At 40.1% G+C, this 23325-nt stretch carries 20 protein-coding genes; 15 read left to right on the top strand and 5 right to left on the bottom strand.

Annotation, left to right across the window (positions count from 1 at the left end; all coding sequences use genetic code 11):
* Positions 1-158 precede the first annotated feature (158 nt).
* A complete protein-coding gene (locus FTX43_RS11970) occupies positions 159-1376 on the bottom strand; it encodes an IS110 family transposase (protein ID WP_073490895.1) in 1218 nt (405 codons plus the stop codon).
* 374 nt (positions 1377-1750) lie between these two features.
* Here FTX43_RS11970 and purE point away from each other — a divergent pair, with 374 nt between their 5' ends.
* Genes purE through purB form a run of 3 tightly spaced genes read left to right on the top strand, consistent with a single transcriptional unit; the run spans position 1751 to position 4664 of the window.
* Positions 1751-2239 (top strand): 5-(carboxyamino)imidazole ribonucleotide mutase, encoded by a 489-nt coding sequence (gene purE, locus FTX43_RS11960; RefSeq protein ID WP_002309494.1) that lies wholly within the window; start codon positions 1751-1753, stop codon positions 2237-2239.
* Positions 2232-3356, top strand: coding sequence for a 5-(carboxyamino)imidazole ribonucleotide synthase (gene purK / locus FTX43_RS11955; RefSeq protein WP_002309493.1), 1125 nt, complete (start codon positions 2232-2234; stop codon positions 3354-3356). Before purE ends, purK begins: the two co-directional genes overlap by 8 nt.
* A gap of 12 nt (positions 3357-3368) precedes the next feature.
* Positions 3369-4664, top strand: a complete 1296-nt coding sequence (gene purB / locus FTX43_RS11950) for an adenylosuccinate lyase (protein ID WP_147607083.1) — start codon at positions 3369-3371, stop codon at positions 4662-4664.
* 157 nt (positions 4665-4821) lie between these two features.
* On the opposite strand, the gene FTX43_RS11945 is transcribed toward purB, so the two are convergent.
* Complete coding sequence (locus tag FTX43_RS11945) at positions 4822-5199, bottom strand: hypothetical protein (protein WP_002309492.1); 378 nt, start codon at positions 5197-5199, stop codon at positions 4822-4824.
* A 255-nt stretch (positions 5200-5454) separates the two neighbouring features.
* On the opposite strand from FTX43_RS11945, the gene purC reads away from it, so the two are divergent.
* The 10 genes from purC to FTX43_RS11895 all read left to right on the top strand — a co-directional run bounded on the left by purC (position 5455) and on the right by FTX43_RS11895 (position 16266).
* Positions 5455-6183, top strand: coding sequence for a phosphoribosylaminoimidazolesuccinocarboxamide synthase (gene purC / locus FTX43_RS11940; RefSeq protein WP_002313847.1), 729 nt, complete (start codon positions 5455-5457; stop codon positions 6181-6183).
* On the top strand, positions 6183-6437 hold the full coding sequence (purS, locus tag FTX43_RS11935; protein WP_002309490.1) for a phosphoribosylformylglycinamidine synthase subunit PurS: 255 nt from the start codon (positions 6183-6185) through the stop codon (positions 6435-6437). The genes purC and purS overlap by 1 nt, the downstream gene beginning before the upstream one ends.
* A gap of 1 nt (position 6438) precedes the next feature.
* Entirely contained in the window at positions 6439-7110 is a 672-nt protein-coding gene (gene purQ / locus FTX43_RS11930; protein WP_002313846.1) for a phosphoribosylformylglycinamidine synthase subunit PurQ, read from the top strand.
* Entirely contained in the window at positions 7111-9333 is a 2223-nt protein-coding gene (gene purL, locus FTX43_RS11925) for a phosphoribosylformylglycinamidine synthase subunit PurL (RefSeq protein ID WP_073490707.1), read from the top strand. It begins immediately after the preceding gene.
* A complete protein-coding gene (purF, locus tag FTX43_RS11920; RefSeq protein WP_073490706.1) occupies positions 9318-10757 on the top strand; it encodes an amidophosphoribosyltransferase in 1440 nt (479 codons plus the stop codon). The genes purL and purF overlap by 16 nt, the downstream gene beginning before the upstream one ends.
* A gap of 22 nt (positions 10758-10779) precedes the next feature.
* The gene (gene purM, locus FTX43_RS11915) at positions 10780-11832 is read left to right on the top strand and encodes a phosphoribosylformylglycinamidine cyclo-ligase (protein WP_002309480.1); all 1053 of its coding nucleotides are present in this window, start codon (positions 10780-10782) and stop codon (positions 11830-11832) included.
* Complete coding sequence (gene purN, locus FTX43_RS11910; protein ID WP_002309479.1) at positions 11829-12407, top strand: phosphoribosylglycinamide formyltransferase; 579 nt, start codon at positions 11829-11831, stop codon at positions 12405-12407. Before purM ends, purN begins: the two co-directional genes overlap by 4 nt.
* Positions 12404-13939, top strand: a complete 1536-nt coding sequence (purH, locus tag FTX43_RS11905) for a bifunctional phosphoribosylaminoimidazolecarboxamide formyltransferase/IMP cyclohydrolase (protein ID WP_147607082.1) — start codon at positions 12404-12406, stop codon at positions 13937-13939. The genes purN and purH overlap by 4 nt, the downstream gene beginning before the upstream one ends.
* 15 nt (positions 13940-13954) lie before the next feature.
* Positions 13955-15229 carry a phosphoribosylamine--glycine ligase gene (purD, locus tag FTX43_RS11900; protein ID WP_002309475.1) on the top strand — a complete coding sequence of 425 codons (1275 nt, stop codon included), beginning with the start codon at positions 13955-13957 and terminating at the stop codon, positions 15227-15229.
* Positions 15230-15351: 122 nt separating this feature from the next.
* The gene (locus FTX43_RS11895) at positions 15352-16266 is read left to right on the top strand and encodes an aldo/keto reductase family oxidoreductase (protein ID WP_002309474.1); all 915 of its coding nucleotides are present in this window, start codon (positions 15352-15354) and stop codon (positions 16264-16266) included.
* A 131-nt stretch (positions 16267-16397) separates the two neighbouring features.
* Here the strand turns inward: FTX43_RS11895 and FTX43_RS11890 are convergent, their stop codons facing one another.
* From FTX43_RS11890 to FTX43_RS11880, 3 genes are read right to left on the bottom strand one after another with little or no spacing between them, the layout of a single operon-like run.
* Positions 16398-17963, bottom strand: coding sequence for a response regulator (locus FTX43_RS11890; protein ID WP_147607081.1), 1566 nt, complete (start codon positions 17961-17963; stop codon positions 16398-16400).
* On the bottom strand, positions 17956-19407 hold the full coding sequence (locus FTX43_RS11885) for a sensor histidine kinase (protein ID WP_147607080.1): 1452 nt from the start codon (positions 19405-19407) through the stop codon (positions 17956-17958). The genes FTX43_RS11890 and FTX43_RS11885 overlap by 8 nt, the downstream gene beginning before the upstream one ends.
* Positions 19408-19420: 13 nt before the next feature.
* Positions 19421-20437, bottom strand: coding sequence for an ABC transporter substrate-binding protein (locus FTX43_RS11880; RefSeq protein ID WP_073490568.1), 1017 nt, complete (start codon positions 20435-20437; stop codon positions 19421-19423).
* 219 nt (positions 20438-20656) lie between these two features.
* Here FTX43_RS11880 and chvE point away from each other — a divergent pair, with 219 nt between their 5' ends.
* A complete protein-coding gene (chvE, locus tag FTX43_RS11875) occupies positions 20657-21745 on the top strand; it encodes a multiple monosaccharide ABC transporter substrate-binding protein (protein ID WP_147607079.1) in 1089 nt (362 codons plus the stop codon).
* Between the two features lie 53 nt (positions 21746-21798).
* A complete protein-coding gene (mmsA, locus tag FTX43_RS11870; protein ID WP_002309469.1) occupies positions 21799-23325 on the top strand; it encodes a multiple monosaccharide ABC transporter ATP-binding protein in 1527 nt (508 codons plus the stop codon).

Here is a 23325-nt window from a genome sequence, read left to right as displayed (position 1 = left end):
ACTTTTGTCACGTCCTTTTTCCTACGATTAGTCAAGTAAAAGGTGCAAGAAAAATAGCTCGTAAACGAAAGCGACAAAATCAAGGCACACCAAATAAAGCCCCGTTCGTAAAAAATTTTCGATCTGGGCAAAGAAGTGGTATACTGTAAGTGGTTTAGTTAATGGTCCACTGAGACCGCGTACGCATAGTCGTACTCTGTATGTGCCCTAACCATAGCGTGCATACATTTCAGAAGCTTGTTCATACAAGCAACTGTGGCAACCTTCTCTTTCTTAGGGATAGGTTGCTTTTTTAATTTGTAGTAATAATCGACAATATGATTAGGAGCTGCGCGTTGCTGGCGAATCATATTTCGAATGGTGAAGAAAATAATTTTCCGTGCTTTGGGATTACCACGCTTATTGATGCGGTCTTGGCCAGTATACTTACCTGATTGATACCGTCGGATGTCGATTCCGACAAAAGCATTCAATTGTTTATGGGTTTTAAATCGTGTGATATCTCCTAATTCACCGAGCAATAAAGCGGCTGTGAGTGCGCCAATCCCAGGGAACGTTTGGTACAACAAAAAGCAAGGAGAGCCTTCGGCTTTTTTGATCATTTGTGTCGCCAGTGCTTCTTTTTGTTCGAGTAAATCTTGGAGAAGTTCGGCGTAATAGATTGTTTTTTGACATTGGATACTGTCTTTTTCAACAGCTGGATAGGCACACTGTGCATAGTGGATGATTTGATCTGCCTTTTGCTCGGCACGATTCGCGGAGATTTTTTTCCGTGTTTCGTTGATCAGTTTATTTTTTATTTTTGTCCGAGTAGATGCCAATACAAAATCTGGATGGGGAAAAAGACGGATCAATGTCAATGCGTAAGGGGTCAGCCTGTTTGAAAAGAACTGTTCAAGCTCTGGAAAAGTCAACTGAAGACAGTTGTGTAAATCCATGCGCAGACGAGTGATTTTCTTCTCAATTTCTTGATAAAAACGGGCTAAATCGCGCATCTCTAAGTAAAAATTGCTTTGTACTTCTTTTGGCTGACGTTGACTTTTAAGATGAGTCTGTGCGAGCCGATGGGCATCCGATTTATCTGTTTTCCAACTGCGTAAGGTGCTTTCTTCCATCTGTTTTTTCGCTTCTAACGGGTTTAACAAACAGTAAGAAAAGTGATGATCTTGAAAGAACTTTTCGACTGGTCTGGAATAAATCCCCGTTGCTTCAAAAACAATCAATGGACGTTCAGGCAAGTGCTGGATCTCTTCGAGTAATGCATGAAATCCTCTTTGAGTGTGTTCAATCTCGTCTTCAAATAAGCAGGTGTCGTCTTTGTATAGGACACTGTAGCTGTGTCCCATTGAAACATCTAATGCAAGAATGTAAGGCATTTGTTTTCCTCCTTTTTAAGTTTTGAAAGAACTTTACTGCTTCATTTCGATTCCAATTTCCTATACACGGGCTCATGGCCCCAACATACGTAAACCTGATTCTAAAATGACAGTAAAGAAGTTCGGTTTTTGATAGGGACTCGTAGTCCTCAAGGCTTTGTTCGAACTTTCTTTCACTCTTCACTATAATCTAAAAATAGAAAATAGAGGAGAACATCATTCGTCAATGATGTTCCCCTCTAATCTTAGTATGTTTTATGTATTGGATAAACACGAACAATAAAATGGTTTTCTTTATCAATATTCGAAATTTCTTTGACAACAAAAAATACGATTGTTAAAATATGGATGTAGAAAAACTGGGAGGAAAAACAATGACAGCAAAAATCTCTGTGATCATGGGGAGTACTTCAGATTGGGAAACAATGAAAGAAGCATGTCAAATATTGGAAGAATTCGGTGTGTCTTATGAAAAAAAAGTCGTTTCTGCTCATCGCACACCAGATTTGATGTTTGAATATGCACAAGGCGCTCGAGAAAAAGGAATCAAAATCATTATTGCAGGAGCAGGTGGAGCCGCCCATCTACCGGGGATGGTTGCGGCAAAAACAACTTTGCCGGTTATCGGCGTACCGGTCCAATCACGAACATTAAATGGTTTAGATTCGCTTCTGTCGATTGTTCAAATGCCTGGAGGCGTGCCTGTGGCTACTACGGCAATCGGAAAAGCTGGAGCAATTAATGCTGGACTACTTGCGATACAGATGCTTTCCATGTATGATTTAGAATTGGAGGCTAAATTGGCTGAAAGACGTTCAATGTTGGCTAAAACTGTTATAGAAAGTAGTGATCAACTTGGTTAAACCTTTGTTGCCTGGTTCAACGATCGGGATCGTCGGCGGCGGTCAATTAGGTCGTATGATGGCGATTAGTGCAAAAGAAATGGGCTTTAAAGTAGGTGTGCTGGATCCTGTAAGTGATTGTCCAGCCGCACAAGTTGCAGATTGGCACATTGAAAGTGTCTATGATGACACCTTTGCGCTGAAAGAGCTTGCTAGAAGAACAGATGTCATTACCTATGAATTTGAAAATGTCAGTGTAGAGGCGCTAAATGCGATCTTACCCATGTCATTTATTCCTCAAGGGACAGACTTGCTTGCGATTACGCAAGACCGCCTATTGGAAAAATCTTTTTTGGAAACGAACAACATCGTGATTGCTCCTTATGCAACGATCGTCAGTCCGACAGATATCCAAGATGCGATTGACGGGATCGGTTATCCCTGCGTTTTGAAAACCACTCGAGGCGGTTATGATGGCAAGGGGCAGTATGTTTTGAAAAGTCGTGCAGACTTGGCCCCTGCAATGGATCTTTTAAGAGAAGGAACCTGTGTTTTAGAAGCTTGGATCCCATTTGAAAAAGAGATTTCGATCATGGTAGCAGGAAATGGACAAGGAGATTTCACAACTTTTCCGGTCGTGGAAAATATCCATCGAAACAACATTCTGCACGAAACGATTGCTCCAGCTGCGATTGATCAGGATGTGATCGAGGAGGCTGAGCGTATTGCCCGTGTGATTGCAGAAGCAGTAAGTCTTTCAGGTGCTCTAGGGGTAGAAATGTTCTTAACAAAAACAGGCGGGTTATATGTGAATGAATTAGCCCCTCGTCCTCACAATTCTGGGCATTATTCTATCGAAGCTTGTTCTATGAGTCAGTTCGATGCCCATATTCGAGGTATTTGCGGCTGGCCATTAGGAGAAAAAGTGCGTCTGACAAGCAATGCAGTGATGGTCAATGTTTTGGGAGAACAACTGTTGGAAAGCTATCGCTTGATTGAGAATAAGCCAGACTGGCAATTCCATTTCTATGGAAAAAAACAAGCGAAAAAAGGTCGCAAGATGGGACATATCACTATCTTGACAGAAGACATCCAGCAAACGCTGGAAGAAATCAAACAAACGAATATTTGGGATTAGAGGAGAAAAAACATGTTAGAACGTTATACACGCCCTGAAATGGGGAATATCTGGACGGAAGAGAACAAATACCGTGCGTGGCTCGAAGTCGAGATTTTAGCAGATGAAGCTTGGGCAGAACTTGGTGAAATCCCACAAGAAGATGTGAAAAAAATCCGTGAACATGCATCATTTGATATCGATCGGATCTTGGAAATCGAAAAATCAACACGCCATGATGTCGTTGCTTTTACACGAGCAGTTTCTGAAACATTGGGAGAAGAAAGAAAATGGGTCCATTATGGTCTAACAAGTACGGATGTCGTAGATACTGCTTATGGCTATCTCATCAAGCAAGCAAATGATATATTACGGGAAGACCTGAAACGTTTTACAGAAATCATTGGCGAAAAAGCAAAAGAACACAAATATACAGTGATGATGGGTCGAACACACGGTGTCCATGCTGAACCAACTACTTTTGGATTGAAACTTGCCACATGGTATTCAGAAATGAAACGGAACATCGAACGATTCGAACATGCGGCAAAAGGAGTAGAAGCAGGAAAAATCTCAGGAGCAGTGGGGACGTTCGCAAATATCCCGCCATTTATTGAAGAGTATGTATGTAAACAATTGGGAATCCATCCGCAAGAAATCTCTACTCAAGTTCTCCCTCGGGATCTACATGCTGAATATTTCTCAGCGATGGCGCTTATTGCTACAAGTATTGAACGCTTTGCAACAGAGATACGCGGATTGCAAAAGTCTGAAACACGTGAAGTAGAAGAGTTTTTTGCGAAAGGTCAAAAAGGTTCTTCTGCTATGCCACACAAAAGGAATCCAATCGGTTCAGAAAATATGGCTGGTCTAGCCAGAGTGGTGCGCGGACACATGGTCACTGCCTATGAAAATGTCACATTATGGCATGAAAGAGATATTTCTCATTCTTCAGCAGAGCGAATCATCTTGCCTGATACCACGATTTTATTGAATTACATGTTAAATCGTTTTGGCAATATCGTTAAAAATCTAACGGTCTTTCCTGAAAACATGAAGCGGAATATGTCTGCAACATTTGGTTTGATTTATAGCCAACGCGTTATGCTGAAATTGATCGATAAGGGAATGACAAGAGAAGAAGCTTATGATCTTGTTCAGCCAAAAACTGCGTATGCTTGGGACAACCAAGTTCAGTTCCGCCCGCTGTTAGAAGAAGATCCGACCATCACATCGGTCTTATCTAAAGAAGAAATAGACGATGCCTTTGATTATCATCATCATTTGAAAAACGTTGACGTGATATTCAAACGAGTAGGTTTGGAATAAAGAAGAGTGAGTTGCAAAATTCAATTAAAATAGAATAGCAAAAATAACCAAAAAAGAAGCAGATCCGTTAGCGGTTCTGCTTCTTTTAGTTTATTATGTTTTCTTATCAATGATAGGAATAAAGCGACTACCTCTTTATATACAAAAAATAGAGGAATTAAGCGTAAATGGCTTGGCTATTATAACTAAAATGCTGGTTATGGAGATGTTGCAGCAAATTTTCGAGAAAAGTATATTCCATCTCTTGTCCATTAAATAAGATCTGGATACGATAGTGATTTTTGAAAAGTTTCTGCTCGTGGATCTGACTGATTAAAAGTTCGCCTTTGTGTTCTGTTCGATAACGAAAAGTCCTTTTACGGCATTCAGCGCAACGCTTAGCTGCTCGGCGGATTTTCCGAAAGGTATAAAAACTAGTATCTTTATTGCATAAATAAACGTCTTTGATCGACAACAAATCATTATATAGACAGGAACGTTCTTCAGCCGTTAACTCTGATAAAAAAAGCTGACCTTGTTTTATTGCATCTTCCATCGGCAAGTGCCTCCTCGATCCAGTTATCCAAATTTTTAGTTAATTTTAATATACCATCATTATATATAAATGTAAACGCTTGTTGATGAGGGGGATTTTGTACTTACAACAAAACACGAACATTAAAAGAATCTAATGCCTTTAATGTACATATTTATATTGATTTCTAAAAAGATGATTGTTAAAATTCAAAGTGAAAACACGAACAAAAATCGTTGTATTTGCTTTGAATGTAAATAAAAAGGAGAGTCGGACATGGAGAAAAAAGAACTTCTGTACGAAGGGAAAGCCAAAAAATTATATCTTACCTCTGATGAAAACTTGATTTGGGTAGAATACTTAGATCAGGCGACTGCGTTGAATGGCGCGAGGAAAGATCAGATAAGTGGGAAAGGAGAATTGAATAATCAAATCACAAGTACGATTTTCCGCTATCTGACCCAGCGAGGAATAAAAAATCATTTTATTGAACAATTATCTAAAACCGAACAATTAGTAAAAAAAGTACAAATCATCCCTCTGGAAGTGGTGATCCGAAATATTGCAGCAGGAAGTTTCTCAAAACGTCTAGGTGTTCCTGAAGGCAAAAAATTAATCAAGCCAATCGTTGAATTCTACTATAAGGATGATCAGTTGGATGATCCGTTTGTCAATGAAGAGCATATCTATTACTTGCAACTGGCAAAACCGGAAGAAATCAGTGAGCTGAAAACCCAAGCATTAGCTATCAATAAAATTTTGATCGAATTATTCGCTAAGGTTGGTCTGGTTTTAGTAGATTTCAAGCTAGAGTTTGGTCGGTCGAATGAAAAAATATTACTTGCGGACGAAGTAACACCGGATACTTGCCGATTATGGGATGAACATACGAATGAACATATGGACAAAGACGTTTACCGCAGAGGCTTAGGTAATCTGATTCCAGTCTATCAAGAAGTATATAACCGTCTATCGGAACTAACTGAAGAAAAGGAGCGAGTATGATGTATTTCGTAAAAGTTTATGTAACCTATAAAGATTCAGTATTAGATCCTCAAGGAGAAGCAGTAAAAAAAGCAGTCCATCGTATGGGATATGAAACAATCGAAGATATCCGTATCGGAAAATACTTTGAGATACAACTTGCTGATACAGAAGAACCAATCGATACAGTGATTGAAACGATTTGTGATAAGTTGCTTGCAAATGTAAATATGGAAACATACCGATATGAAATCAAAAAAATGGAGGAAGTATAACATGAAATTTGCGGTCATCGTTTTTCCAGGTTCAAATTGTGACGCAGATATGTTATGGGCAGTTCGCGAGATCATGGGCGCTGATGCCGAATTTGTACGGCATGATGAGTCCTCTTTAGAAGGATTTGATGGGGTTTTACTGCCGGGAGGATTCTCCTATGGTGACTATTTGAGATGCGGCGCGATTGCTCGGTTTTCTACAATCATGGAAGAAGTGATTCGTTTTGCTGAAGAAGGGAAACCCGTATTCGGTACATGTAATGGATTCCAGATATTGACAGAAGCTGGACTGTTGCCAGGTGTACTGAGACGAAATGAGTCTTTGCATTTTATTTGTAAAACTGTACCATTGAAAGTCAATCCTAAGACGGCCTTTACTTCAGAATATGAAGCAGATGAAATAATCTCTCTTCCAGTTGCTCATGGGGAAGGAAATTATTTCTGTGACGAAGAAACACTTGAAGACCTAAAGGAAAATAATCAGATCGTCTTTACTTATAATGACAACATCAACGGCAGCGTGGAAAACATTGCAGGGATTACGAATAAAGCGGGGAATGTGTTAGGAATGATGCCTCATCCAGAACGTGCAGTAGAAGACTTGCTAGGATCAGAAGATGGGAAACGATTCTTTGCTTCCATTTTAAAAAACTTCGGAAAGGTGACCGTATAGATGAAAACATTGAATGAACCGACAGCTGAAGAGATCAAGAAAAAAAGAATCTATGCCGAATGGGGATTGACTGATGAAGAATATCGAATGATCGAAGAAGATATCTTAGGAAGAATGCCTAATTATACGGAAACTGGACTGTTTTCTGTTATGTGGAGCGAACATTGTTCCTATAAAAATTCTAAACCGGTTCTACGCAAATTTCCTACTAGTGGACCTCATGTCTTGCAAGGGCCTGGAGAAGGCGCAGGCATCGTCGACATCGGTGATGGACTAGCAGTTGTCTTCAAAGCAGAAAGTCACAACCATCCCTCAGCCGTGGAGCCTTATGAAGGAGCTGCGACAGGAGTTGGCGGAATCATCAGAGATATTTTCAGCATGGGTGCTCGTCCAATTGCGTTGCTAGATTCATTGAGATTCGGCGAATTAGATAATCCAAGAACAAAATATTTACTAGAAGAAGTAGTTGCAGGTATCGGCGGATACGGCAATTGTATCGGCATACCGACTGTAGGTGGCGAAATTGCATTTGATCCTTGTTATGAAGGAAATCCATTAGTCAATGCAATGTGTGTAGGTTTGATTGAACACAAAGATATCCAGAAAGGGCAAGCTGCTGGTGTCGGCAATTCGATCATGTATGTAGGAGCAAAAACAGGTCGCGACGGCATCCACGGCGCAACTTTTGCCTCAGAAGAATTTAGTCAAGAAGAAGAACAGCAACGTTCTGCTGTACAAGTAGGGGATCCTTTTATGGAAAAGCTACTGCTTGAAGCGTGTTTGGAATTAATCTTGCATCATTCGGATTCTCTAGTAGGTATACAGGATATGGGAGCAGCAGGACTTGTTTCATCTAGTGCGGAAATGGCTTCAAAAGCTGGTTCAGGACTTATATTGACATTAGACGAAGTCCCACAAAGAGAAACTGGAATGACGCCTTATGAAATGATGCTATCCGAATCACAAGAACGGATGTTGATTTGTGTCAAATCAGGAGAGGAGGAAAAAATCCAAGAACTATTTCAGAAGTATGATCTAGATGCAGTCACTATCGGTAAAGTAACAGACGACGGGCAATATCGTCTATATCATCAAGGGAAAGAAGTAGCGAATCTGCCAGTCGATGCGCTGGCTGAAGATGCGCCAGTCTATCATAAAGAGATGAAAGAACCAGCTCGAATCGCAGATTTTCAGCAGTTGGCTCCTTATCAGCCGGTTATTGAAGAACCTGGACAAGTATTGCTTGATCTGTTGCAACAACCGACGATTGCTTCGAAACGTTCAATCTACGAAACTTATGATTCACAAGTACAAACCAATACAGTGGTCTGTCCAGGAAGTGATGCGGCTGTGATGAGAGTCAGAGGGACGAATAAAGCATTAGCGATGACCACAGACTGCAATGCTCGCTATCTCTATTTGGATCCAAAAGTCGGAGGACAAATAGCAGTGGCAGAAGCAGCTAGAAATATCATTGCTAGCGGTGGTAGACCCTTGGCGATCACCGACTGCCTGAACTATGGTTCTCCTGATAAACCAGAAGTTTTTTGGGAATTATCGACTTCAGCTGACGGCATTGCTGCTGCGTGTGAAACGTTAGGAACTCCTGTTATTTCAGGAAATGTCTCTTTATATAATGAAACGGACGGTCAAGCAATCTATCCAACACCGATGATCGGTATGGTCGGATTGATCGAGGAACATGAACATATCACTACTCAAGAATTCAAAAAATCAGGGGATCTAATCTATATATTAGGCAAGACGTTTGCAGATTTTGATGGCAGTGAATTACAAAAGATGCAGCTTGGAAGAATCGAAGGGGTGATTCGAAACTTTGATCTAGCCGTTGAAAAGAAAAACCAGGAGTTAGTATTGACAGCCATCCAAAATGGATTGATTGAAAGTGCCCATGACTGTTCAGAAGGTGGTTTGGCAATTGCACTGGCAGAATCAGCTTTCAAATATCAGTTAGGTTTATCTGTGCAGTTTGGCTTGCCCTCTGCTCAATTGTTTGCAGAAACTCAATCAAGGTTTGTATTGACAGTTGCACCGGAAAACCAGACACGATTCGAAGAAATGATGGGAGATGCTGCTGTTTTAGCAGGTAAGGTGACGGATGAAGCGCTAATCGAAATATCAGCAACTGACGGTCAAATCAAAATAGAAACAGCAGTAGCAAGAAAGTGCTGGGAGGATGCAATCGTATGTCTTATGAAGTGAAGAGTTTAAATGAAGAATGCGGGATCTTCGGTGTTTGGGGTCATCCAGACGCCGCTAGTGTGGCATACTTCGGGCTCCATAGTCTTCAGCATCGAGGACAAGAAGGTGCGGGTATCGTGTCCAATGATCGAGGGAAACTCATGGGTCATCGAGATCTGGGTCTACTTTCTGAGGTATTCAAAGATCAAAGAAAATTGCAGCAGTTAACAGGAGAAGCTGCAATCGGACATGTACGTTATGCAACAGCAGGCAATGGAAGTGTGGACAATATTCAGCCTTTTCTATTCAAATTTCATGATCAGTCGATCGGCTTAGCGCATAATGGTAACTTGATCAATGCTCGCTCCCTTAGAAAAGAGTTAGAGGAAAATGGGGCGATCTTCCATTCCAACTCCGATACGGAGATATTGATGCATTTGATCCGACGAAGTGAAGAAATAGATTTTTTAAATAAATTGAAAAGTGCTTTAAATGAAGTCAAAGGTGGCTTTGCCTATTTATTAATGACAGAAACGGCAATGATTGCCGCTTTGGACCCGAATGGTTTTCGTCCATTAGCAATCGGACAAATGAAAAACGGAGCATACGTGATTGCCTCGGAAACTTGTGCATTAGAAGTTATTGGGGCACGTTTTATAAGAGATGTCCAGCCTGGTGAGATAGTGATCATCAATGACGAAGGAATCCAGATTGATTGCTTTACGAAGGACACGCAGCTTTCTATTTGTTCGATGGAATATATCTATTTTGCCAGACCGGATTCAAATATCGCAGGGATCAATGTGCATACTGCCCGGAAAAATATGGGACGGAATTTAGCGAAAGAATCGCCAGTAAAAGCAGACATGGTCGTTGGTGTACCTAATTCTTCTTTGTCAGCCGCAAGTGGTTATGCAGAAGCTAGCGGTATCCCTTACGAAATTGGATTAGTAAAAAATCAATACATTGCCCGAACATTTATCCAGCCGACGCCAGAGCTAAGAGAGCAAGGGGTCCGAATGAAATTATCTGCTGTACGCGGGGTAGTGGAAGGGAAAAAGGTGATCATGGTTGATGATTCGATCGTTCGGGGCACGACAAGCAGACGGATCGTCCATCTTTTGAAAGAAGCAGGAGCAAAAGAAGTACATGTGAGGATTGCTTCTCCTCCTTTGAAGTATCCATGTTTTTATGGGATTGATATTCAAACGCGTAAAGAACTCATTGCGGCCAATCATACGATTGATGAAATCAAAGAATGTATCGGTGCCGATTCTTTAGGTTTTTTAAGTGAAGAGGGTCTAATCGAATCGATCGGTCTGGAAAAAGATGCCCCGTATTCAGGATTGTGTATGGCTTATTTCAACGGAGATTATCCGACACCGTTATATGACTATGAAGAAAAATATCAGGAATCACTAAAAGAAAAAGTATCGTTCTTTTAAAAGCAGATCAAGAAGGGAGCATATGAAGCCAATGGCAAATGCATACGCAAAAGCTGGCGTAGATGTCGAAGCTGGATATGAAGTAGTAGAACGGATCAAGAAGCATGTCAAAAAAACGGAACGATTAGGTGTGATGGGCGCTATAGGAGGATTCGGCGGCTGTTTCGATTTATCGGTCTTTCAATTAAAAGAGCCAGTCCTTGTTTCGGGGACCGATGGTGTAGGGACGAAATTAGCAGTAGCAATCGAAGCGGACAAACACGACACGATCGGAATTGACTGCGTAGCGATGTGTGTCAATGATATCTTAGCACAAGGCGCAGAGCCGTTGTATTTCTTAGACTACTTAGCAACGGGGAAAAATGATCCGACACGTTTAGAAAATGTAGTAAAAGGTGTAGCGGATGGGTGTGTTCAAGGAAATATGGCACTGATTGGCGGAGAGACAGCTGAAATGCCCGGTATGTACTCTGGAAATGATTATGATCTAGCCGGATTTGCTGTAGGGATAGCTGAAAAATCTCAATTATTGACAGGAGAAACAATCAACCCAGGAGACGTGTTGCTTGGAATAGCATCTAGCGGAATCCATTCAAATGGGTACTCTCTTGTTCGCAAAATTTTCTTTGAGCAGCAGCAGTTTTCTTTATCATCAAAACTGCCAGAATTGAAAAAAACACTTGGCGAAGTATTACTTGAACCAACGAAAATCTATGTTTCTTCCTTGCTTCCCCTAATCAAAGAAAAGAAAATCAAAGGAGCTGCACATATCACCGGTGGAGGGTTTGTAGAAAATATCCCGCGAATGTTACCAGAATCTATGGCTGCTGAAATCAAACTTGGCACATGGCCGATTCTTCCGATCTTCGGCTGTTTACAAAAATATGGTGAGATTCCTATGATGGAGATGTATGAAATATTCAATATGGGCATTGGGATGGTCTTAGCAGTCGAGGAAGCAAAAGTAAAAGAAATCGTACACGAGATTGAGCAAGCTGGCGAAAAAGTTTATGAAATCGGGAAAGTGATCGCCAAAGAAAAACATCGTGTGGTGTTTACAGGAGAAGAACGATGAGAATCGCTGTTTTTGCTTCTGGAAACGGAAGCAACTTTCAAGCGCTAGCCGATTATTTATCAAAAAAAGGATTGGAAGCTTCGATTGACTGGTTGTTTTGTGATCAGCCTGCAGCATATGTTTTGAAACGTGCAGTCGCATTGGATGTACCGGCAGATTGTTTTTCACCTAAAGAATTTGAATCCAAAAAAGAGTATGAAGAAGCGATTTTGCATAAATTGAAAGAAAAAAAGATCGATTTGATTGTACTAGCTGGATACATGCGAATCATTGGACCAGTATTGCTGGAAAATTATGATAAAAGAATCATCAATATCCATCCATCTCTTTTACCTGCATTCCCTGGTTTGCATGGCATTCGTGATGCATTTGAAGCTGGAGTAAAAGAAACGGGTGTCACAATTCATTATATCGACCAAGGTGTAGATACTGGACCAATCATCCGACAGGAAAAAGTGAGGATCGAACAGGAGGACACGTTCGATTCTTTAGAAGAAAAAATCCATAGAGTAGAACATCGAATCTATCCAGAAGTGATTAGTGAAATTATTGAAAATGGAGGCTATCTGAAATGACAAGAGCATTGATCAGTGTATCAGATAAAACTGGGATTGTAGCATTTGCCCAAGGTTTGATTGAACAAGGAGTAGAAATCATTTCAACAGGAGGAACAAAGCATGCATTGGATCAAGCTGGAATCAAAACGCTTTCGATCGAAGAAGTGACAGGGCTTCCTGAAATGATGGATGGTCGTGTCAAAACACTTCATCCTAAAATCCATGGTGGTCTTTTAGGGAGACGCGATCTCCCTAGCCACATGGAGGCAATGGAGACGGAAAATATCCAACCAATCGACTTTGTTTGTGTCAATTTATATCCTTTCAAAGAAACGATTATGAAACAAGATGTCGAAATAGCAGAAGCTATTGAAAACATTGATATCGGTGGTCCTAGTATGCTCCGTAGTGCAGCAAAAAACCATGAATTTGTCACCGCTGTTGTTGATCCATCTGACTATGAAGAGGTACTTTCAGAATTACGTCAGTATGGGCATACTTCACTTTCTTTCAGACAAAAACTAGCGGCAAAAGTCTTTCGTCATACTGCTGCATATGATGCACTGATCGCTCAATACTTAACGGATTGGGTGGAAGAAAAAGAACCGGAAAAATTGACACTTACGTATGAACGAAAACAAACGCTTCGTTACGGTGAAAATAGTCATCAAGCCGCTGCCTTTTATCAGTCCGCTCTTCTGGAAAAATATTCGATCGCAGCAGCAAAACAACTCCATGGGAAAGAACTTTCTTATAATAATATCCGTGATGCGGATGCTGCGTTACGGATCATGAAGGAATATGACGAGCCAACGGTAGTCGCCTTGAAACACATGAATCCTTGCGGTATTGGGTCAGCATCTACGATTTTAGAAGCGTGGGAAGCAGCATATGAAGCAGATCCTGTTTCAATCTTTGGTGGGATCATCGTTTTGAATCGAGAAGTAGATCTGCCAACAGCAGAACAGATGCATAAGCTGTTTCTAGAAATCATCATTGCCCCTTCTTATACACAAGAAGCTTTGGAATTACTGCAAAAAAAGAAAAACATCCGATTACTGACAATAGACTTTGCGCAAGAAGAAAGTCAAAATCGAGAAGAAACGGTCTCAGTCTTAGGTGGACTTCTTGTACAAGATCAAGATCTGGCAATGGAAAACGAAGAAGCGTGGAAAGTCGTGACAAAACGTAAGCCAACTCCAGCAGAAGTAAAAGCATTGGCGTTTGCTTGGAAAGCTGTCAAACATGTGAAATCTAATGCGATCGTGCTGGCAAACGAACGTCAGACAGTAGGAATCGGAGCCGGTCAGATGAATCGAGTCGGTTCAGTAAAAATTGCGATTGAACAAGCGCAAGAGAAAATGGAAGGTGCAGTTTTAGCTAGCGATGCTTATTTCCCAATGGATGATTCAGTTGAATATGCAGCCAAACATGGTATAAAAGCAATCATTCAGCCAGGCGGAAGTATCAAAGATCAAGATTCTATTGATATGGCGAATAAATACGATCTAGCAATGGTCTTTACTGATGTTCGGCATTTTAGACATTAGAGAGGAGTCGGATAAATGAACATTTTGGTGATCGGTGCAGGTGGTCGTGAACATGCAATAAGTAAAAAACTTTTAGACAGTCCGAAGGTGGATACTGTGTATTGTGCGCCAGGAAATCCTGGAATGGCAAAGGATGGCATCAATTGTGTCGCTATCAGTGATCAAGATCATTCAGCATTAATTCATTTTGTTAAGAAAGAGGCTATTGATTGGAGTATCGTTGGTCCTGAAGTTCCTTTATTAAATGGAATCGTCGATGATTTTATGGCGGAAGGATTGAAAATCTTCGGTCCGACAAAAGCAGCAGCTCTGATCGAAGGTTCGAAAAGTTTTGCTAAACAATTGATGGAGACGTATCAAATCCCGACAGCTAAATCCAGAAGTTTTGAATGTTACGAAAAAGCAGCAGCGTATATCAAAGAAAACGGTGCGCCAATCGTAGTGAAAGCGGATGGCTTAGCAGCTGGAAAAGGTGTAGTCGTGGCTACAACAGTGAAGGAAGCGCTGGATGCGGCAGAACAAATGTTGAACCAGCATCGATTTGGGAACAGCAGCAAAAAAATCGTCGTAGAAGAGTTTTTGGCAGGAGAAGAATTCTCCCTTTTGGCGTTTGTCCGTGATACCAAGGTGTATCCGATGGTCATTTCGCAAGATCATAAGCGGGCATTTGATAACGATAAAGGGCCAAATACAGGGGGGATGGGAGCTTATTCACCAGTACCGCAAATTCCAAAAAAGATGATTGAAAAAGCTGTGGAAGAAGTTTTGAAACCAGCGGCTTTAGGAATGAAAGAACTAGGACGCTCTTTCACGGGTGTTTTATATGCGGGTTTGATTGCTACGAAGGAAGGACCAAAAGTAATCGAATTTAATGCTCGTTTCGGTGATCCTGAAACGCAAGTCGTTCTTTCTCGGTTGAAGAGTGACTTTGCGCAAGTAATCGATGATTTATTAGAGAATCGTGCAGTAGAGTTAAAGTGGCAGCAAGAAGGATACAATGTAGGTGTTGTGGTGGCAGCTGCCGGTTACCCCGAAGAATATGAGACAGGAATGGTTCTACCAGATTTTCTGGAAGAAGAGCTTTCTGTTTACTATGCTGGAGTTTCCTCAAATAACGGCAAACTAGTTGGAGCAGGAGGTCGTCTTTATTTAGTAGAAGCATATGGTGAGACGATCAAAGAAGCACAGGAAAAAATCTACACCGCGTTAATGGATAAAACGACAGATGGAACATTTTATCGTACAGATATTGGAGAAAAAGCTGCCAATAGCGAACTGGTCGTGAAGTAAATCAGCTGCTTCCATTTATAAAAAAATACAACAAATATAGTCGGAAGTGTCGATTTTAGTGAAGCCTTTTCATAAAGAGTGTGGTACACTTTTGTTGTGTATATAAATAAGGAGGAGTTCAGATGAAAAAAATTCAATTAGGTACTTCTGACCAGAAAGTAGCTGCAGTGATCTTAGGCTGTATGCGTATCAACAATGCGGAAGATCCAGTAAAAGTGATTGAGACAGCTTATGAAAACGGCATTGATTTTTTTGACCATGCAGATATTTATGGGAACGGTGAATGTGAAGAAATCTTTGCAGATGCTCTAGCAAAAACATCAATCAAACGAGAAGATCTTTTTATTCAAACAAAATGTGGAATCGTTCCAGGTGTGATGTTTGATTTTTCTAAAAAACATATCATTGAATCTGTGGAAAAAAGTTTGACCCGTCTGAAAATGGATTATGTGGATGCTTTACTTCTTCATCGTCCAGATACATTGGTAGAACCAGAAGAGGTAGCTGAAGCATTTGATGAATTGGAACGATCAGGTAAAGTCCGTTATTTTGGTGTCAGCAATCAAAAACCAATGCAAATCGAATTGCTGAAAAAATATGTTCGTCAACCATTAGTAGCTAATCAGCTGCAATTTGGCTTGAAACATACTGGAATGATCGATCAAGGGATTCATGTCAATATGACAGATGAAGCAAGTATCGACCATGATGGTAGTGTACTTGATTATTCCCGTTTGCATGATATGACGATCCAAGCGTGGTCGCCATACCAGTATGGATTTTTTGAAGGTGTATTTATCGGGAACGAAAAATTCCCTGAATTAAACCAAACATTAGAAGAACTAGCAGCTAAATATCAAACGACACCAACTGGCTTGGCTTCTGCTTGGATTTTGCGCCATCCAGCCAATATGCAAGTAATCGCCGGTACGATGAACGTAGGGCGAATCAAGGAAATCGCTCAAGCATCAGAAATTAATATGTCTCGGGAAGATTGGTACGAATTGTACCGTGCTGCTGGAAACATTTTACCTTAAAAGTTGTCATGCAGGTGAACGGTGCGATCAATTAAAAAGGCGGAATATCTTGAAAGCTATTTTCAGCTTCGAGATATTCCGTCTTTTTTTAATTACAACGGGAAAGAGTATCACTGTACGGATTTTATTTATTATTTATTTTTGTTTTCAAGGAAAATCTGTGTCCGATATTCTTTTGGGGAAATCCCTTGTTTTTTCTTAAATAAATAACTGAAATAGTTAGGGTCATTATAACCAATCTCAAAAGCAATATCTGAGATACGATAGTCTGATTGCTGTAATAATTTTTTTGCTAATTCGATTCTTTGTTCTGTCAGATAATCGATGAATGTTTGGTTAAACGATTGAGAAAAAATCGTACTGAAATGAGAGGGGCCTAATGCAACTTGTTGAGCGACCCAAGTTAAGGACATATCTGGATCGGTAAAATTTTCTTTGATAAAATCCAATGCATGGTTCAAAATTGGCTGATATTTGTTCCTTGAAGGCTGTGAGGGCAGAGCAGTTAAGAAAGAAATGAACATATAAACAGTCGAACGGTAAAGCGAATCGTCGGCGCTGATTGCTAAGCGTTGACTGGTGGATGTGCAATGAACCATTTCTTGCGGGATTTCCTTTTCTTTCAGGCAGACATGCTGGAGTAGCTTAGTCAAGACAAATAAACGATATAATCGTGTTCGAGTTGGTGTGCCTTGTGGTTTCGTCAAGTGTTCGATGTACTTAGATACTTCGTTTTTCGATAATGAAGACAAATCAAGTGAGAGATCAAAGTAAAAGACAGAATCAACTGGAAGTTTCGCTTCTTTAATCAAATCCTCATAGCTGATAATTTGATCTTTAAGGGAACTGGCAGTTTCAAGTATCATCTGCGTGATCTCGAAAGATGCAGGTAATTCGCTGATTCTTTCTGCGACAGGACCGATGGCGACAGAAAAATTATTTTTTTGTCCCTTCTCTAATTCATGGACCAACGTTTGGGCTACCTGATAACTGGTCTCGATTACATTTTCTTCAAGAGGATCAACTATTAAAAATTTAATGAATCGCGAGGAAACAGCAGAAAAAATCACTTGTTGATTCTCCCTAAATAAAAACTTCAAATAATCACTGAGATGAGCGTAATCTTCAAAGTCTGTACTGACTTGGTTTGCTGCTAATAATACGGTCATTTTTTTCCCTGCTAAAGAGCGATTGAAAGATTCAGCAAGTTTCAATGTTTCACTGATTGTAAGTGAGCCTTTGAACAAACCGTTCAAGAAATGATTTTTTTTCAATTCGAAAACAAGGTCAGAAGAAGGGAGCGTTTCTTTTTGCTGCAAGTCTAAAGCAGTCACTGCTTTTTCTATTGCTTGTTTCAATTCGTTGCTTTTAATTGGTTTAAGTAGATAATCATCTGCCTGTACTTGGATTGCCCCTTTCATATAATCGAAATCGTCGAATCCGCTAATAAATATGAGGCGAGTCCAAGGAAGCAGTTTCCTTGCTTCTTTTGAAAAAGTCAAACCGTCCATGAATGGCATTTGGATATCAGTCAGAATGATATCGGGCTGTAAGTCGATAATCGAAGACAGTGCCATCTCACCATCTCCAGCTTCCCCGACATATGTGATTGGATAATATGAACCAAGGGCAGTTATTTGTTCCCGTAAGTTATTGCGAATGAGGTATTCGTCTTCGATGATAAAAACTTTATACATATTTGTTTCCTCCAATTGTTTTGGGAGATATAGGAATCGTCAGTGTGACAGTTGTCCCTTCTCGGTATTTGCTGTCAATCGTGATAGGTTTTTGATTATTTCCGTAATAGAGAAGGAGACGCTTGTTTACGTTGTAAAGCCCGTAGCCGATACTGAAATCTGAATCGATCCCTTTGGCTAACTCTTTACGTATTTCTGCTAGTTTTTCTGCAGGAATGCCAATACCGTTGTCTATGACTTTGAATTGGATCATTTCGTCGATTTTGCATGCAGTAATACGAATAAATCCTTTGTGACGAACATACTTTGTTCCATGGTACACAGCATTTTCGATCAATGGTTGCAAAATCATCTTTAAAATAGAAACAGGAAAAAGTGTTTCTGGTATATCGATCTTATAGTCAAGCATATGTCTATATCTTATTTTTAAAATGACCAAATAATCATTGATATGGCTGATTTCCTTTTCAAGAGGAATCCAGTCTTGTCCTTTGCTTAAAGACGTACGAAAAAAGCCGGAAAGTGCATGGGTCATAGTCAGAGCTTCTTCAAAGCAGTTTTGTTCGATCAAAGAAATGATGGCATCCAAACTGTTATAAATAAAATGGGGAGTAATCTGAGCTTGCAATACACGAACTTCACTTTGTGCTAAATGGTATTGTTTCAAAGCGTTTTCCCGTAAAGACTGGTTTAGTTCTTCCGCCATTTTGTTCATACTAGCGGTAAGTGTCTGTAGTTCTTGTGTTTCTGGCATGTTTAAACGAAATCCAAGATTTCCTGAAGAAAGCTGTTCGGACATTGTGATCAGCTGATTGATCGGCTCTTGGACCTTTTGTTCTAAAAAGCGACGATTCTTTTTCGCATAGAAAAAAATAGTACTAAGAACCCCCAATTCTACTATTGTTAATAAAATGAGTGAGCGGACAAGCGTCGTATTTTTTTGACTTGCTAAGTCGATTTCCACACGAACAAAGTCCTGTAAAATATCTGACAGTAGTTGAGTGACAGAATCTACCTGATTGATGATCTGTTCATTGGTATCCATAAAATCTTCTGCCAAGATATGATGAATGAGCTCAGTTTGATAATCTTCCAATGTATCGATCGTACGTAACGATACATCTAACGTACTAATTTCTTTAAGTGTATTGGTATTATTTTTGATCTCTCGAATGTCATTCCTAAGTTCTTCTAGGATATTTTCCTTATTGAACTCATCTACGGTTACTTGGCCAGAAATCAAGTCCCACATACTTTCCAAAACTTTTTGATCAACCTTCAAAGCAATTGCATCTGCTTTTTGGATATTTGCGATCGTCTGTTGATAAATCAAAAGCTGTTGCGAATATAACAGTATGCTCAGTAGCAAAGGGATAACAGCAAATAGAAGCATGGCTTTGTTTGCTTGGGCAAAAATCTGTTTTATGCTTAAATTTTTTGTCATGATACTTCTCCAGTCAATAATTTCTGGTTGGGATGTTAGCTATATTCTGTTGGGAAAAGACAGTCTCGGAAATAAAAATATCTTTAGGTAGTGTTTTTCCTGTTTGAAGATTTCCAAAATAACGAGTAACGGTATTGGCTACATACCAGCCGACATCAGGTTTACACTCGACTACGCAATTGACGATTCCTGAGCGTAGATTCTCGATCATATCTTCTTGTCCATCAATCGTTACAATGATCAAATCTTCTCCAGGTTTGATTGATGTTTCTTTTATCGCAGCTAAAGCACCGTGAGTCATTTCATCGCTATGGCTGTATAATACATCGATTTCGGATAAATCATTTGTTTCTAAATATCGTTTCATCTGGTCTTTTCCTTTCATCCGAATAAAATCACCGACAATTCGGTGAACAATAGTCATTGGAGGTTTATGGTCAATAGTTCCATCTTTTTTTAGGGTTGGTTTACGATTGATTGATTCCAAAAATCCTTCGGAGCGTAGCTTGGTCGGTGTGGAGTTCTCTGAACCAGCAAGTTCTAGGATTCTGATTTCCTGTTTCTTTGAATTTGTGAAGTGATTGCTGACAAATAAACCCGCCCGATTTCCTTCTGCTTTGAAACTGGGGCCGATGTGGGTGACGAAAAGTTCGGGATCATTCGTTTGAATATGTCTGTCGACAAGTATGACAGGGATCTCTGCTCGCTTTGCTTCTTTTAATACAGAGTCCCACCCGGATTCTTGCAAAGGAGTAAAAATGATCATATCCACTTTATAGGCAATGAACGTCCGTATATCTTGGATTTGCCGTTCCTGATTCATGTAGCCATTTCGGTAGAGAACTTGGTAATCTTCTTTTTCAAGCGCAGTGATAATTGATTCAGTATGCTTTTTCCGCCAGCTACTCTCCGTTCCTGATTGCGAAAAACCAACGACTAGTGGGTCAGGTGCTTCCTTTGTATTAGGTGTACACCCCATCATTTGGTAAGCGATTACAATAAGGGCTAAAAAAAATAAAACACGTTTCACTTTAGATCACTCCATCTGGATTTGTTAGTACTATCTTATCAGATAAAGGAGAAAATCAAAGTCAAAAGGAATTAATCGAAAAAAATCCAAGAAACTTAAAAAAATCCAAGACAAAAAAAGAACACCTAAAAAATTTAAAGTAAATCCCATAAAAAAATCAATGTTAACGCTTTCTTTATTAGCTATACTCGGTGTATCAATTGGAATGGGGGATAAAAAATGAAAAACAAATTTAGAAAGATTCTTGGGAGTATCGCTATTTTGACCGCAAGCATTCTATTAAGTGCGTGTGGCAATTCAGGATCTGCAGATGATAGTACGGGGTATGTAGGAATCGCTATGCCGACCAAATCAGCAGAAAGATGGATCGCTGATGGGAACAACATGGTCTCAGAATTAGAAAAACTGGGTTATAAAACAGATCTTCAATACGGAGAAGATAAAGTAGAAAATCAAGTAGCGCAAATCGAAAATATGATTACAAAAGGGGTAGATACACTTGTGATTGCTTCTATCGATGGTTCAGCTTTAACTGATGTGTTAGCTAAAGAAAAAGAAGCAGATATCAAGGTAATCGCCTATGATCGTTTACTGATGAATTCAGAAAATGTCGATTACTACGCGACTTTTGATAATTTTGGAGTAGGTGTATCGCAAGCAGCTTATATTGAAGAGCACTTAGGATTGAAAGAAGGAAAAGGGCCATTCACGATTGAATTATTTGGTGGCTCGCCTGACGACAACAATGCACTAATTAATTACAACGGAGTGATGTCTGTTTTACAACCATATATGGACAACGGTCAGTTGATCGTGCCATCTGGACAGACGAGTTTCAGTCAAATCGCTACGCTTCGCTGGGATGGTTCTACGGCGCAAGCAAGGATGGATAATCTGTTAAGCGCAAATTATACTGACCAAACATTGGATGCTGTTTTGTCGCCATATGATCCAATAAGTTTAGGAATCATTTCGTCATTAAAAGGCGTGGGGTATGGGAGTGAAAGTAAACCTTTACCTGTGATTACTGGACAAGATGCGACAGTTGCTGGCGTCAAATCGATCATTGCCGGGGAACAAACACAAACGATCTTTAAAGACACACGTATCTTAGCAAAAAATACGATTGAAATGATCAAAGCAATCAGTGATGGAGAAGAGGTTCCGGTCAATGATACTGAAACTTATGATAATGGGGTGAAAACTGTTCCTACGTATTTAGCAAATACAGTATCTGTCGATAAAGATAATTATCAAGCAGAGCTGATCGACACAGATTATTATAAAGAATCCGATCTGAAAAATTGAGAGGAACCAAACAAGGAACTAAAGAGATCTAAGTCAGAGAGAGGATAAGAATTATGGCGGATTGTATTTTAAAAATGGCAGATATCACCAAAAAATTTTCTGGAATCCGAGCGTTAGATTGCGTGAATCTGATGATTGAGCGTGGGGAAATCCATGCATTGTGCGGAGAAAACGGAGCGGGAAAATCAACATTGATGAATGTCTTGAGCGGCTTGTATCCATATGGCTCCTATGACGGGGAAATCTTTTATGATGGAAAGCTGTGTCAATTCAAAGATTTGAAAGATAGTGAAGAAAAAGGCATCGTCATCATTCATCAAGAATTAGCATTAAGTCCTTATCTTTCAGTAAAAGAGAATATTTTTCTCGGAAATGAACAAGCAGAAAGAGGCGTGATTGATTGGGAACTGACAGAAAAGAAAACGTATGAATTGCTGAACAAAGTCGGTTTGTCTATCGACCCGAATCTTCTAGTATCCCAGATTGGCGTAGGGCAACAGCAACTAGTTGAAATAGCTAAAGCATTATCAAAATCCGTCCGTCTATTGATTTTGGATGAGCCTACCGCTGCATTGAATGAAGAAGAAAGCGCGAATTTGCTGAGATTGATCCGAGAGCTGAAAGAGCAGGGTGTAACCTCCATCATTATTTCACATAAGCTGAATGAAATCGTGGATATCGCAGATCGAATCACCATTTTACGGGATGGACAGACGATTGAGACGCTAGAAAATGAAATGATCAGCGAAGAGCGTATTATTCGCGGGATGGTGGGCAGAGATTTAGTTGATCGTTATCCTGAAAGAAAACCGGATATTGGAGAAGTTTATTTTAAAGTAGAAGACTGGACGGTCTATCACCCTCTTGATCAGGAGCGAATCATAAACGACCATATCAACTTGCATTTGAAAAAAGGAGAGATTGTAGGAATAGCTGGGCTGATGGGAGCGGGCAGAACTGAATTCGCTATGAGTCTATTTGGACATTCTTATGGAAGCAAGATATCCGGACGTATATCAAAGGAAGGGGCAGAGATATCAGTTAAGACCGTTCCTTCAGCCATTGCAAACGGACTCGCTTATGTCTCGGAGGACCGAAAATCTTTAGGACTGAATCTGCTGATGGATATTCGGGAAAACGTGACGCTGAGCAGTTTGGATAAAATAAGTCAAAAAGGAGTATTAGATAAAGAAAAAGAAGTAACTGAGGCAGAAAATTTCCGGAAAAAGATGCGTATAAAAACAAACTCCATCCATCAAATTGTCAGTAGTCTTAGTGGTGGGAATCAACAAAAAGTCGTTTTATCCAAGTGGCTGATGACACAACCCGATATTCTTTTTTTAGATGAGCCAACCCGTGGGATAGACGTTGGGGCAAAATATGAGATCTACACGATTATCGAAGAAATGGCAGCAAACGGCAAAGCTGTCTGTCTTATCTCTTCTGAACTTCCTGAAATCTTAGGAATGTGTGATCGAATCTATACGATGAACGAAGGACGTATTACAGGAGAAGTCTCGCGAGAAGAGGCAGATCAGGAAGTCTTGATGAAATTAATGACGAAAGAAGAGGTGGGGTAA

Origin of the sequence: Enterococcus sp. DA9 (genome assembly GCF_008000875.1) — a bacterium.
Taxonomy (GTDB): Bacteria; Bacillota; Bacilli; order Lactobacillales; family Enterococcaceae; genus Enterococcus_B; species Enterococcus_B lactis.
The sequence above is the reverse complement of the archived record's forward strand: the minus strand, read 5'-3'. Positions and strand labels throughout refer to the sequence as shown.